Below are 12,193 nucleotides of genomic sequence, written 5' to 3'. Positions count from 1 at the left end.
TGAATAACTTCCTGATCATCAATATGACCCACTTCCACTCGATAGGCTCCTGTACCTTGGACTTTATCAATCAACGTATTTAATCGATGAGTTTTAACCTTCTTAGAAAAAGGTTTCATTTTCTAACATTGAGGCAAAACACTGCTGTTCAAAGAGAGCGGTCAACATGATGTAGAGCTCATCCTAATGAGTGAATTTGGCTTGATAACTGAGGTTAATTTCGTTCATTTGCCATAAATTTTCCTCTAGGTTGCCCTTGGCATTCCTGCCTATACTCAGCATGGTCTTCAGCTCTTTCTTACATTTAGAATATTGAGGCTGTTTTATCTTTGGCTTGATGAACTCTACCAAAAACTCATTTCTTTTTTGTGTAAGCCAATAGGCTTGGCTTTGGTCAAATGAATAATAAAGAGAGGGGAGGCGTTTGAAATCGTTTGGTCTATTGCTTGATAGTACTTTAAGTTAAGGCTCATGAATGGTCGCTAACTCTTATAATCCGGTGGAAGAACGTCCGAAGAGCCTGAGCTCAATGTAGTCAAGGTGATACAACCGCGCCCCAGCCCAAACATAATTAACAATTAAGGCGTGACTTGAACACGCTAAGAATAACAAGGTTAATCTCGTTATTTAAGTTTATTCAATACGTTGAAGAATCCTTTGGATTCAACCGTAAATAGAGCACCGACTATTACTGGTAGACCGCTATTAAAAGCGGACCTGCTTAAATTTCCCAACGCCGATAAGCAGATCGCTCTTTTAAAATCACGTCTAGTGCTCTCTCAAATACGTACTTATTACCCTTAATTAAGTCTCGTGCACCACCACTGTTAAACCAGATGAAAGAATAATATTCAGAGTGATTTGATAAGGTTTTTTTGAAAACAACCCCCATTGTCCCCGTTTAGACACCCATCAAACTTAAACCTTTATTAATTAAAAATACTCTTTAAAGGTTTAATTTCCATCCTTAGTGCTTTATATAAGATTAAGGCATTAAGGGCACCCAATGACCACCATCATCGATTCATTAGAACTTGTTTGTGAACGTATGCAGCAAGAGCAATCAGATCTGAAAGCCGTTATCAAAGAGCGTATGCAGATCAAAGTAACTGATAAAGAAATTGAGGGGAGTGTTGATAGGCTTATCTATAATCACTCATTGAAGAAGAAAGAGCTTCAAGAGCTGTTTGGCTTATCTCGTGTGACCTTCAATTCTAGAATAGATGAAGCAACCGAGCAGGGCGTCGTTGGCGCTCCTATTATCCAAGGACGCACTCACCTGTATAATCGCTTCGACGTCGCCAATATGATGGAGTTCATGAACTTTCCTAAGTACAACCAGCGCTTTGAATCGACAACCGTTGTAGTGGAAAACCATAAAGGGGACACTGGCAAATCCACCACGACTGTGACCCTAGCGACCACTGCTGCGCTTGATCTTAATCTTAATGCACGCTGCCTAGTGATAGATTTAGATCCCCAAGGCTCAACAGGCCAAAACCTGATTCATCAAGCCGACGATGAATCAGTCTACATGACAGCTGTTGATATCGCGCTAGCAGGCCAAGAGCCCGAAGGTGATTTTTCTCAATACCTTAATGACTACCGTTATGACGAGTTAGTTAAAGCGATTCCGTTTAAGACTCACCTCCCTAACTTAGATGTGATTCCTGCCTTCCCATCAGACGAACGCTTTGTCGATTCTTACTGGGGGCAAGATGAAATAGGTCAACGGAATTTGCTGAGTGTGTTGCGTGAAAAAATCTTACCCATACTTAAAGAAGAGTACGACCTAATCTTCATCGATACGCCCCCACAGAACTCTCCAATTCTCTGGGCAGTGAATGAGGCGGCTGATGCGGTCTTGATTCCAGTCACCCCACGAGAGTTTGATTTTGCCTCAACGAGTAACTACATGGCCACTATGCCAGGTACATTTAGAGCATTACCATCACAAGGAAAAAATTTAAAGTGGGCTAAATTGCTTCCAGTGAACTTCGATGAGAAGAGCGCTCATGAAGTTAAAGTGTTTGATAAATTGCTGCGTGCGGCGCAAGGGCATTTATTATCAACAGCGATCCGTCACTCTGAAGCGTTTGTCGCGGCTGCGGAAAGCAACCGTACAGTACTGGATATTCGAAAATCAGAGCAGATTTGTAGTGGTAAACAATTTGATTTAGCTATGACATCGGTGAATGCCGTGTACCACCAATTCATCACTGAAATTAAGCAGCTAGCAACAAAAGGGCTATAACATGTTACGACCTCAAGACAAGCGAACCGGCTTTAACCAAGGCAATCAATTAGGAAAACGAGTTAAAGCCGAACCCCCTAAAAAAACATTCACGTTTGCTAGCGGAAAAACAGCCACTGCAGAAAGAGTGGTGGTTAAATCAGATGAACTTGAAGTTAAAACTGCAATTCACCCTTTAAATCCACGTCGCCAAGATTCGCTTACGCTTGATGCTGTGCGTGATATATTACCAAGCGTTCAGGAAGAGGGCGTACATACTGAAGGCGTCGCGACCAAAGACGGGCAGGGCACTTACCAGTTACTTGATAGCTCACGTCGCCGTTTCACTTGCATCCATGCTAAAAAAGATTTACCTCTATGGGTTATTGAAGGGGAGATCGACCAAGCTGATTTGCTCGCTTTTATTCAAACTACTCAATCTGTAAAGCGCTTGTCTTACCGAGAATTGGGAGCTGATTACAAAAGCGTGATGCAAGCACAAGGCTTTACGAAGCTCGATGAACTAGCTGACTATCTGAATATTGGACGTGAAACTTGCCGAAAGCGCTTTGCTGCAGCATCAGTTGATCAGCGTTTGATTGAGGTCTTTCCTGATTGCGAAGGGATCCCAAATGGTTACTACGCTAAGCTGGCTAAAGTGGAAAAGCAGTTAGATAAAGAAGGTACTACAACGGCACATTTCATCAGTTCACTTAAGGTGGATGTAGATAATTTAGTCTCTGTAGAAGATAAACAAAAGCAAGTTCTTGCTCAGATGGAGTCGAAGCTTTTAAAGGGTAAAGATAAAATAAGCTGGAAGACTAAACCATTAGCGCTGTTCGATGACAAGAACAAGTATGCAAAGGTATCTCACAGCAGTGATAAGCGGGGGCTTAAGATTGAATTGAGTAGATTGCCCGTTGATGTGTATGACGATATCATACGGTTTGTTTCTGAAAAAGTGCAAGATAAGTAAATAACAACCCCGCCAATGAGCGGGGTTTTTAATGGGGACAATGGGGGTTGTTTTGCCCTATGAACAACAAACCACCTCATTATTTAGATGTCATAACAAAGTTGATGAATATAAAACTTGAGATCAGTATCACTGAAGGTAACAAATTTTTAGTGTTAGCTGCAAAACACTAAAAATCTGTTACCTGAAAATCATAATTCCATTAACTCTAACCTGTGATAGAAAATAGAATCAAACTGCATATCTGCAGGCATTACGATAATACCCATCCTAACACTTTCAATGGCGAGTTTATGGTGTTTACTTAACTCACCATTGACAGGGTATGAAAGTACAATATTAAAGGCTTCTTTTGCGAGTTTTAACATCGGGTTATCAGGTGCTAGCTCTTCAGCTAACTTTGCTCTTTCCAATGCCTCACCTTTATTGTCACTTTTTTGCTTCCATTGGAAAAGGAACTCAAGCGCAACAATACTCTTTCCTCGATAACGAGCTTTATAACCATACGATCCAGACTCTTCATCAACCAAAAAGCTTAGCTCTTTTCTCACTTCTTCGTTAGAAGCAAGCTCTTCGATTGGCTTACGAATACATCGTTCCATGAAGACCTTGTTGTTGGTATAACTGGATTTGGTTAACTTCCCTTGCTCATCTAAGAGACCGAATAAACCATGTAATTGCGCTATCGATTGCTCATGCAACTTCATTCCAGGCTTTTTAAAGCGAGATAGAATAGTGTAAAGGCGCTTAGAATGTTCTGACTTCAAACGACGAAAAGATAAATGGTTAATTTGAGCGTGGCCAGCTGACTGAGCAAGATAAGCATCCATTAATTCAGCGTTAGGCACCATAATTAGCGCCCCTTTTTTATACGCAACTCGACTAAAAAGAGGCATAAAATCAAATTCTTGATCAGCATCGTTCATTAAGCCTACTTTGCGCGATGAGAGCCTTTTAGCCATCGGCTTTAATGTTGGATAAAGCTGCTTTGCTGAAAGACCAAACCACTCCTTTAACACTTCAGATTGAAACGTATATTCAGGTGCGTATACGTGTCGACCTTCCTGATACGCAACCCAATGGTCTTCGTGTAGTCGAGAGAGGAAGAGTGCAAATGTATCATGCTCTCTCGCCGTCAGTCCTAGCTGGCTAAAAACTAAAGCATGGCTTTTCTTAAAAAAGTCATTAGGCAATTCACGGTAGTCTTCAGTTGTGATCAACTGTCGATGGTCAGTCATAGTAATTAGTTTCAGGTAACAGATTATTAGTGTAGTACAAGGATAAGACTAAATTTCAGTAACCTCAAGAACGTAATTCACAATTTTAGACTAAATTCCTGTAACCTTAATAGAAATACTAAAATGAAACACTCAATATCAAGACTTATGGGATAAAGTCTGTTTGGACACTAAAAAAATGTAACCTTCACACTAAAATTTAGATCAATAACACTAATTTCTTGTTACCCCCAGACTAATTAAAAGATCAACAAGACTAACTACAAGATCAATCACACTAATAATATGTTGCCAAAACCTCAATATCATTATGATTTTAAAGTGTTTTTTAGCAATTATAGATCTTATATAAATTATAGATCATATAGAGGTTATATACTGTTATAGAGATTGTGGATAATGTGGATAAACTCAATTTATTAAATAAAAAAACTACTTATCCACATAAAATAAAGAATATTAGAAAAACTAGCTTAACGTTCATCGATCAATGTTTTTCTACTTTCCTACTACGGACTTCCAATTTCCGTAAGTATTGGTGCCATAGAGAGTAACGAATGCATAAACCTGACGGGCAACGCTTTGGCGTTGCTTTGTCGGATTTGTGTATGGACAACTATTCGCTCGTTCCTCACGAAAGTTGTCCATACACAAATCTAGGTTTAGAAACCTTCAATATATGATCTGAGGGAGATCTTTTAATCTCGTTGTATATTGGGGCGACAAAAAGTACGGTTCATCAGCCACTTCTGAGTGGCTTTGTTTCCGTAATCAACCCACTTTGTCTTTTGATGTCATTAGGCGACTCGATAGTCGGTCATACCAAGCTGCATAAATCGATTTAATATTGATGCCGCTTGCATCATTTCCTGTTGTTGATTGTTAAAGTCTCTACTGTGTAATTTGGGGCCAATAATTGTTTTGTAACGCTACATTGCATTATCTGAGACATTCCGTTTTCCATACTGCTTTGTCTTTTGCCTGCGCGTGGGACTTAATGCAGAGTACACCACCAAATTGCTCACCCTTTTAGGGTTATGAGCGTCGTCAGCATACAGATTTTCTTTGGGAGGAATCGCTATGTCAGTTTCTGGAAATTCGCTCGCTAATGCGTCATCGGTATCGTATATTTTATCTGCTGAAATATGGCCAACTTCCACATCAACTTGCCCACACAATTCTTCGACAACCTGAAAATGGTTCTATCGCAAACTTTGAAGCTTTAGGTTAGGATTTGTTCAATTTCCACTCAACACTCTGAATCGTCATGTTTAAAGGCTGCCACTTTCCCTCTGAAGTTATTCTCGAAACCGTACACTATCTCTATCTGGCAGGGTAGTTGTCACTGTTAGAATTTAACCAGTTTGGGCGATAAAGAGTAATTGTGTCTCGTATCTCAGTAGAAAGAAAAGAAGCTATATTGAAGAAGCTATTACCTCCATATTCGATGTCAGTTAAAGAAGTGTCAGAAGACGAAGGAATTAGCACTGCGCCCCTGTATCATTGGCGCCAGCAACTCAGACATTCAGGAGCCGCCGTCCCAAATACCAACACTTCATCAGAGCAGTGGTCTGCTCAAACTAAACTTGCCATTATCGCTAAAACCTACTCAATGACAGAAAGTGAACTCAACCAATATGCTCGTGAAAAAGGTCTTTTTCCAGAACAAATCCAAAGCTGGCGCCGCGAATGTATGCAAGGGTTTAAGTCGAGTAAAGAGCGGGAAGCTGAAGCAAAGAAGCAGGCTAAAGCTGACAAACTTGAAATCAAAGAGTTGAAGAAAGATTTACGACTCAAAGAAAAAGCACTCGCTGAAACGGCCGCCCTCTTGGTACTAAGAAAAAAGCTGAGAGCCTTTTACGGGGAAGAGCCAGAGGACGACTAACCTCAACCGATGAAAGGCAGACCATAGTGACGATTATCCTTGAAGCGAAGCAATGCGGATGCCGTTTAGAGCCAGCTTGCCATGAAGTTCAAATTGACTTGAGAACGTATCGTCGCTGGTATCAGCAAGGTGAAGTCCAAGCTGACAAAAGGCCATATGCATCAGACCAGAGCCTGCTAACAAGCTGTCGCAGGAAGAGCGTGAGGTGTGTAACCGCTCTGAGTTCGCAAGCTTGCTTCCAACTCAAATCGTCCTGACACTGCTTGAGAGAGGTGAGTATATCGCCTCTGAGTCGATCTACTATTGAGTGCTGAGTACGCAGGGGCAACTTCACAAACGAGGTCGTCAGCGGAGCAGACAGAAGCAAACGAAGCCAACCAGTTACACAGCGACGGACTCGAACCAATTTTATGCATTGTATATCAATCACTTACCTTCAAGGGTTCGAGGCCAACACTATTACCTGTATGTCATTGAGGATATCTACAGTCGAAAAATTGTTGGTTATGAAGTGTATGAGCATGAATGCGGTGAGCTGGCGTCACAACTTCTGCAACGAACGTTGATGCGAGAGCAATGCTTCAATCAAGCACTGGTTCTTCACTCAGATAATGGTGCACCGATGAAGTCGCTGACGTTTAAAGCAAAAATGGAAGAGTTAGGTATTACCTCATCGTATAGCCGGCCAAGAGTCAGTGATGATAACCCGTATGTCGAGTCATTGTTCCGTACAGGAAGGGACTGGACTTGGCTTAACTATTATTTCCAAGCTCGTAGATACTATGCATGGCACGCTTAACTTGGAAAGTAAAGTAGGTGTAGGGACACGCTTTATCATTTGCGTGCCTGTCAAAGTTGTATCACAGCCTAGAGAGCAAATAAATGAACCAATGAAGTTATTTAATGGCGAAGGGCTGAAAGCTTTGATTGTTGAAGACAATCGTGTAAATAGCATCATCCTATCTAAATTCCTAAAGAAAAGAGGTTTTAAGTGTGATATTGCCCTTGACGGACAAAAAGGTTTTGAGCAAGCAAGCAGAACCTTTTATGACGTAATCATGATGGATAACCATATGCCTATTATGGATGGTACTGAGGCTACGAAACGTATTAAGGCTTTATCTTCACCCTATAGTGATAGCATCGTCATCGCTTGTACCGCTGATGCCTTCGAGGAAAACCTAACTAAAATGCGTGAGGTTGGCTGCGCAGAAATCATCACAAAACCAGTCAATGAGGGGGTGTTAGATTCGGTCTTTAATCAATATCTGTCAAACCAAGCTGTAGAAAAGGCCAACAGTCCATAAATTAATCTGCATGACTAGCTTTGGGCACAGAGAGAAATGTTAGGTATAAAAAGCATAGTTTTCATATTCAGTTTGGTTGTGTAACAGTAATCTTATGCTCCGGGCGTTTTTGCGGGGAGGTCACTATTGCCCAGCTCTTTCTAAAATTCCTCGACACCATTGTCTCAGTTTTTTTTCCAAAAAGATTGACAATCGCTGTTCTAACGCCATGAGCTTATAGTGTACATACTTGTCGCCGAGTTTGGTTATCCGGCTTAACTTAGGCCTTTACTCGTGAAACATTATTTCGGAACCAAGCAAATAAACCGCAGTTTTTATTAAATAGAGAACCTTTTGCTTTTGGAAGCGAGTGTCATTGTAGCGGTTTGGCAGCTAATTCCTTAATTCTTCATGACTCGTTGAATATTGGCAGCGCTAAACACATACGCTTGAGCGGGTAGCTTGCTATGAGTAAGTATATAACCAATGTGGTTCAATGGAACTAAATCAAGAACCTACGATCTGGTCAGCTACATCCACTCTCTCTCGCAGCCCTATTCCTAAACCTCTTTACAAAACAACCAACTGGAAGCAATACAACCAATCACTCATTAACCGTGGTTCTCTGACCTTTTGGTTTGATGAAGAGGCGATAAGCGGTTGGGCGCAAAGCAAACAGAATAAGCGCGGGAGACCACGTCGGTTCAGTGATTTGGCTATCACGACAGCACTCATGGTGAAACGCGTGTTTTCTATGCCACTGAGAGCGCTACAAGGATTTGTCGACTCGCTATTTAGATTTCCATGTTCCATTAAGTTGTCCACATTACACCTGCATCAGCGTAGAGCTAAGCAAGTTGGGGTCTCATTTAAGGAGCAATACAGCACCTAGCCACTGATGTTACTGGCCTTAAGGTTTATGGCGAAAGCACATATTGCAGTCGATACAAGCACTCATGAAATTATTGCAGCCGAGCTAAGTTTATCGACGGTTACAGATGGAGAAGTCCTCCCTAACTTACTGAAACAAACACGCCGAAGCCTCCTTGAGGTGTCTGGTGATGGCGCTCACGACACGAGAGCGTGGCACGCAGCTATTAAGATTAAGCGAGTCAGAAGGAACAACCTTCTGGGAGCGTGGTCACCCCAAAAATCTCGCCGTGGGTTGCCAGAAGTTATACGGCTCACATAAGTATTGGAAAGAGCGGTATGGATACCACAGACGTTCACTGTCAGAAACAGCGATGTATCGAGTTAAACAGTTGCTAGGAGGGCGATTGAGCTTAAGAAATTACAATGCGCAGGTGGGTGAAACTTACGCGATGATAAAAGCGTTGAACAAGCTTACTGGGTTAGGTATGCCTGAAACTTGTCGTATTGACTAAAAAGCATGCGAAACGGGGTAGCTCTATCTCTAAATTTAATTACGCAACAAAACCGCTCTTAGGATTTCTCGATGCCGCTAAAAATTGTCATAAGTTTTGCGTTCACTCTTATCGTGAGCGAGACATATTCTATTTCGCCCCTGTTTCTTTGCTTCATATAAAGCATTATCCGCTAGCTTAATCACCTCTTTGACTGTCTCCGCTTGTGAGAGGCTAGCGCATCCTATAGAGATGGTCACTTGCTGATCTGATTCGTATTCTAGGGGGGCTGTGAGGTTTTGTTCACTCACCAATATTCTTAAGTTATCAGCGATCTTGCTGGCGATTTCAAGATCTGTTTGAAGAAGTAAAATAGTGAATTCCTCTCCACCATAACGACAAACTAGATCAGAAGAGCGTGTATTGTTTTTCAGAACATTAGCGACGAGCTGCAAAACTTTGTCCCCTAGTAAGTGCCCATAGGTATCATTGAATTGCTTAAAAAAATCAATATCTATTAATAGTAAACTATTTATTTCCTGGTTCAGGTTTTGTTGCTCAAATACTGCTTGGATTTTTTGATCGAACTCTGATCGGTTATACAATCCAGTTAACCGGTCAGTAATTGCGGATTTATGGAGTTGTTTTTCAAGGAGGCGTCTACGTTTATCGAATTGCTCATAAGTAATACCACTAGCCAGCATTGTAAAGGTGATATACGTACAGACCACCACTACATAGATAGCAAAACCGCTGGTTTCATCATCCAAAATATAAGTGGTGAGAAAGCCGCCAGCTAGGCAAAATAACAACCCAAAGATTAACTGCGTACGCGCTATTTTCGCTCCTAAAGTAGGTAATAAGAGTGTTTTAAGTGCGCCTCGGTGGGCTGTGAGACCAAAAATTGATATGGTTAAAAAGAACCCTAATATAGTGGTGACCGGAGACATCTGGCCATAAAATGAATCAATACCATAAGCGTAACCAACGGCTGAGACAAATGGGAGGAAAATAGCGGTAATGGCAAAAATTTGTATTAGATACCAAGGACGTCTATTTAAGAGGAAAAAAATGGCTATGACAGCAAAAAGTTGCATTACTGATGTATTAAACCCCATCTCGATGGGAGACTCTGCGTGAAGTGGGGTATCAAAAAAGATGAAATAACTTAGAACAGGGTCAATTAAATTAATTCCAGTACTTTGTTGATAGAAACGAATGACAAGTATGAAAAAAGCAAGGCTTACAAGGCTTCTGGTTATCTTCAGACTCTTTTTCCGCCAAATACAGGCGCAAGAAAGAAGTAAAAAGATAAAAGCAGTTATAGGATGCGTAGCTGCCCCATGGCTTGTTGGTCGATAGAGCCATTTAATATCAAAAAGATAGGAAGCTAAAATGAGAACAGACAAAGCTGCAATCACCTTGCAGAAAACTTGGCTGTAAAAAAGAGTGAGTGAAGTGAGTGCTCGTTTTTTTTTTGCCATTTATATATCGCCTTCATTGGGTGTCTTAGGACTTAACTTTTATAGATAATGATTCAATCTAGGAGATTTTTCCCAAATACTGCGTTTAATATTATCATTAATAAGGATGGGGATCCCGCCTTCGGTTTCAGGCCTATCGAACTAACTTAAACAAGGCTTCTGTTTCGTTTCTATATGAATATTGATCTTGTTGTTAACAACAAGATCAAATCTTCCTACTGCAGGAGGGGGGAAAGAAGCGACTATTTCGCGATCAAGAAATCATCAAGTGATTTACCAGCATCAAGCTGTTCTTGAATTATGGAAGGGGTGCGACTTTGACCAGTCCATGTTTGTGCTCTGCCGTTCCCGTCGGTGTATCTATATTTAGCAGGGCGAGGCTTACGTTTACCTTTTGTGTTCTTTTTTGATTTTCCTGATAGAGCTTCTATGAGAGCTTCAACATCAACCTTGATGTGATTTACGATTTCAGCGAATTTTGTTTCTTGCCGTTTAAGAAAGACGGTCGTTAACTTCTTAAGTGCTTCTTCAAGTTCCTCAAGTGTTAATTCACGAGAGAACGCCCGAAGCGAGCGGATATTAAGGGCTTTGTTGCGTAATTCAATGGAACTAAATCAAGAACCTACGATCTGATCAGCTACGTCCACTCTCTCGTAGCCCTATTCCTAAACCTCTTTATAAAACAACCAACTGGAAGCAATACAACCAATCACTCATTAACCGTGGCTCTCTGACTTTTTAGATTGATGAAGAGGCAATAAGCGGTTGGGCGCAAAGCAAACAGAATAAGCGCGGGAGGCCACGTCGGTTCAGTGGTTTAGCTATCACGACAGCGCTGCGAGGATTTATCGACTCGATATTTAGGTTAACCCATGTTCCGTTAAGTTGTCCGCATTACACCTGCATCAGTCGTAGAGCCAAGCAAGTTGAGGTCTCATTTAAGACTAAAACGAGAGGAGCGATACAGCACCTAGCTATTGATGCTACTGGCCTTAAGGTTTATGGCGAAGGTGAATGGAAAGTCAAAAAACACGGGACGGATGGCAAGCGTAGAGTCTGGCGAAAGCTTCATATTGCCGTCGATACCAACACTCATGAGATCATTGCCGCCGAGCTAAGTTTATCGACGGTTACAGATGGAGAAGTACTCCCGAACTTACTGAAACAAACACGCCGAAGTATCCTTGAGGTGTCTGGTGATGGCGCTTACGACACGAGAGCGTGTCACGCTGCTATTAAGATTAAGGGGGCCATTGCGCTTATTCCCCCAAGAGAAGGAGCAGCCTTCTGGGAGCGTGGTCACCCTCGAAATATTGCCGTGGGTTGTCAGAAGTTATACGGCTCAAATAAGTATTGGAAAGAGCGGTATGGATACCACAAACGTTCACTCTCAGAAACGGCGATGTATCGAGTTAAACAGTTACTAGGAGGACGATTGAGCTTAATAAATTATAATGCACAGGTGGGTGAAACTTACGCGATGATAAAAGCGTTGAACAAGCTTACTGGATTAGGTATGCCTGAAACTTGTCGTATTGACTAAGAAATACGCGAAATGGGGCTGCTCTGTCTCTAAACTGAATTACGCAACAAAGCCCCATAAGGTCGTAACTAGACAACTCATTTCAATTAAACAAAAACAGCTTGCTTTAAAAATTTCAATGAAAGCCTATAAATCAAAGAAGAAAAACGCGCGTTCCAACGTTTAATTTAAGCTTGTGTATACC

Annotated in this window: 12 protein-coding genes and 2 pseudogenes; 9 read left to right on the top strand and 5 right to left on the bottom strand. The window is 41.5% G+C overall.

Annotated elements, in window-relative coordinates; genetic code table 11:
• Nucleotides 1–183: 183 nt before the first annotated feature.
• On the bottom strand, nt 184–351 hold the full coding sequence (locus BCU75_RS24775; RefSeq protein ID WP_371700257.1) for a hypothetical protein: 168 nt from the start codon (nt 349–351) through the stop codon (nt 184–186).
• A 655-nt stretch (nt 352–1,006) separates the two neighbouring features.
• Between BCU75_RS24775 and BCU75_RS16070 the strand changes: the two genes are divergently transcribed.
• Both BCU75_RS16070 and BCU75_RS16065 read left to right on the top strand, forming a co-directional pair.
• Nucleotides 1,007–2,254 (top strand): ParA family protein, encoded by a 1,248-nt coding sequence (locus BCU75_RS16070; protein WP_102474451.1) that lies wholly within the window; start codon nt 1,007–1,009, stop codon nt 2,252–2,254.
• A 1-nt stretch (nt 2,255) separates the two neighbouring features.
• Complete coding sequence (locus BCU75_RS16065) at nt 2,256–3,209, top strand: ParB family protein (RefSeq protein ID WP_102258082.1); 954 nt, start codon at nt 2,256–2,258, stop codon at nt 3,207–3,209.
• A 191-nt stretch (nt 3,210–3,400) separates the two neighbouring features.
• On the opposite strand, the gene BCU75_RS16060 is transcribed toward BCU75_RS16065, so the two are convergent.
• Nucleotides 3,401–4,447 carry a replication initiation protein gene (locus BCU75_RS16060; RefSeq protein ID WP_102466497.1) on the bottom strand — a complete coding sequence of 349 codons (1,047 nt, stop codon included), beginning with the start codon at nt 4,445–4,447 and terminating at the stop codon, nt 3,401–3,403.
• Between the two features lie 1,384 nt (nt 4,448–5,831).
• Here BCU75_RS16060 and BCU75_RS16050 point away from each other — a divergent pair.
• Complete coding sequence (locus BCU75_RS16050) at nt 5,832–6,332, top strand: transposase (protein ID WP_102466226.1); 501 nt, start codon at nt 5,832–5,834, stop codon at nt 6,330–6,332.
• A gap of 33 nt (nt 6,333–6,365) precedes the next feature.
• Here BCU75_RS16050 and BCU75_RS24705 read toward each other — a convergent pair whose 3' ends face one another.
• A complete protein-coding gene (locus tag BCU75_RS24705; protein WP_261382809.1) occupies nt 6,366–6,494 on the bottom strand; it encodes a hypothetical protein in 129 nt (42 codons plus the stop codon).
• A 145-nt stretch (nt 6,495–6,639) separates the two neighbouring features.
• On the opposite strand from BCU75_RS24705, the gene BCU75_RS16045 reads away from it, so the two are divergent.
• The 5 genes and pseudogenes from BCU75_RS16045 to BCU75_RS24595 all read left to right on the top strand — a co-directional run bounded on the left by BCU75_RS16045 (nt 6,640) and on the right by BCU75_RS24595 (nt 9,003).
• On the top strand, nt 6,640–7,131 hold the full coding sequence (locus BCU75_RS16045; protein WP_102466225.1) for a DDE-type integrase/transposase/recombinase: 492 nt from the start codon (nt 6,640–6,642) through the stop codon (nt 7,129–7,131).
• Nucleotides 7,031–7,639 (top strand): ATP-binding response regulator, encoded by a 609-nt coding sequence (locus BCU75_RS16040; protein ID WP_339385710.1) that lies wholly within the window; start codon nt 7,031–7,033, stop codon nt 7,637–7,639. Before BCU75_RS16045 ends, BCU75_RS16040 begins: the two co-directional genes overlap by 101 nt.
• 475 nt (nt 7,640–8,114) lie before the next feature.
• Entirely contained in the window at nt 8,115–8,510 is a 396-nt protein-coding gene (locus BCU75_RS24605) for a transposase (RefSeq protein WP_102258085.1), read from the top strand.
• Between the two features lie 6 nt (nt 8,511–8,516).
• Nucleotides 8,517–8,672: pseudogene (locus tag BCU75_RS24600) on the top strand (transposase); the annotation flags it as partial.
• Nucleotides 8,673–8,679: 7 nt separating this feature from the next.
• Nucleotides 8,680–9,003 (top strand): hypothetical protein, encoded by a 324-nt coding sequence (locus BCU75_RS24595; RefSeq protein ID WP_241905390.1) that lies wholly within the window; start codon nt 8,680–8,682, stop codon nt 9,001–9,003.
• A gap of 77 nt (nt 9,004–9,080) precedes the next feature.
• Here BCU75_RS24595 and BCU75_RS16030 read toward each other — a convergent pair whose 3' ends face one another.
• Nucleotides 9,081–10,466 carry a GGDEF domain-containing protein gene (locus BCU75_RS16030; protein WP_017096766.1) on the bottom strand — a complete coding sequence of 462 codons (1,386 nt, stop codon included), beginning with the start codon at nt 10,464–10,466 and terminating at the stop codon, nt 9,081–9,083.
• Between the two features lie 242 nt (nt 10,467–10,708).
• Nucleotides 10,709–11,071, bottom strand: a complete 363-nt coding sequence (locus BCU75_RS16025; protein ID WP_069595600.1) for an H-NS family nucleoid-associated regulatory protein — start codon at nt 11,069–11,071, stop codon at nt 10,709–10,711.
• Between the two features lie 56 nt (nt 11,072–11,127).
• Between BCU75_RS16025 and BCU75_RS16020 the strand changes: the two are divergent.
• Nucleotides 11,128–12,009, top strand: a pseudogene (locus tag BCU75_RS16020) (IS5 family transposase).
• The last annotated feature ends 184 nt before the right edge of the window (nt 12,010–12,193 follow it).

This window comes from Vibrio splendidus (genome assembly GCF_002873455.1).
Taxonomy (GTDB): domain Bacteria; phylum Pseudomonadota; class Gammaproteobacteria; order Enterobacterales; family Vibrionaceae; genus Vibrio; species Vibrio splendidus_J.
Note: the sequence above shows the minus strand (reverse complement) of the source record. Positions and strands in the feature narration are given on the sequence as shown.

What these genes read in the sequence shown, in the direction of transcription:
- BCU75_RS16060 (WP_102466497.1), bottom strand. Translation starts at nt 4,447, where the DNA reads ATGACTGACCATCGACAGTTGATCACAACTGAAGACTACCGTGAATTG.
- BCU75_RS16065 (WP_102258082.1), top strand. Translation starts at nt 2,256, where the DNA reads ATGTTACGACCTCAAGACAAGCGAACCGGCTTTAACCAAGGCAATCAA.
- BCU75_RS24595 (WP_241905390.1), top strand. Translation starts at nt 8,680, where the DNA reads ATGGCGCTCACGACACGAGAGCGTGGCACGCAGCTATTAAGATTAAGC.
- BCU75_RS16030 (WP_017096766.1), bottom strand. Translation starts at nt 10,466, where the DNA reads ATGGCAAAAAAAAAACGAGCACTCACTTCACTCACTCTTTTTTACAGC.
- BCU75_RS16070 (WP_102474451.1), top strand. Translation starts at nt 1,007, where the DNA reads ATGACCACCATCATCGATTCATTAGAACTTGTTTGTGAACGTATGCAG.
- BCU75_RS16040 (WP_339385710.1), top strand. Translation starts at nt 7,031, where the DNA reads ATGATAACCCGTATGTCGAGTCATTGTTCCGTACAGGAAGGGACTGGA.
- BCU75_RS24605 (WP_102258085.1), top strand. Translation starts at nt 8,115, where the DNA reads ATGGAACTAAATCAAGAACCTACGATCTGGTCAGCTACATCCACTCTC.
- BCU75_RS24705 (WP_261382809.1), bottom strand. Translation starts at nt 6,494, where the DNA reads ATGCATATGGCCTTTTGTCAGCTTGGACTTCACCTTGCTGATACCAGC.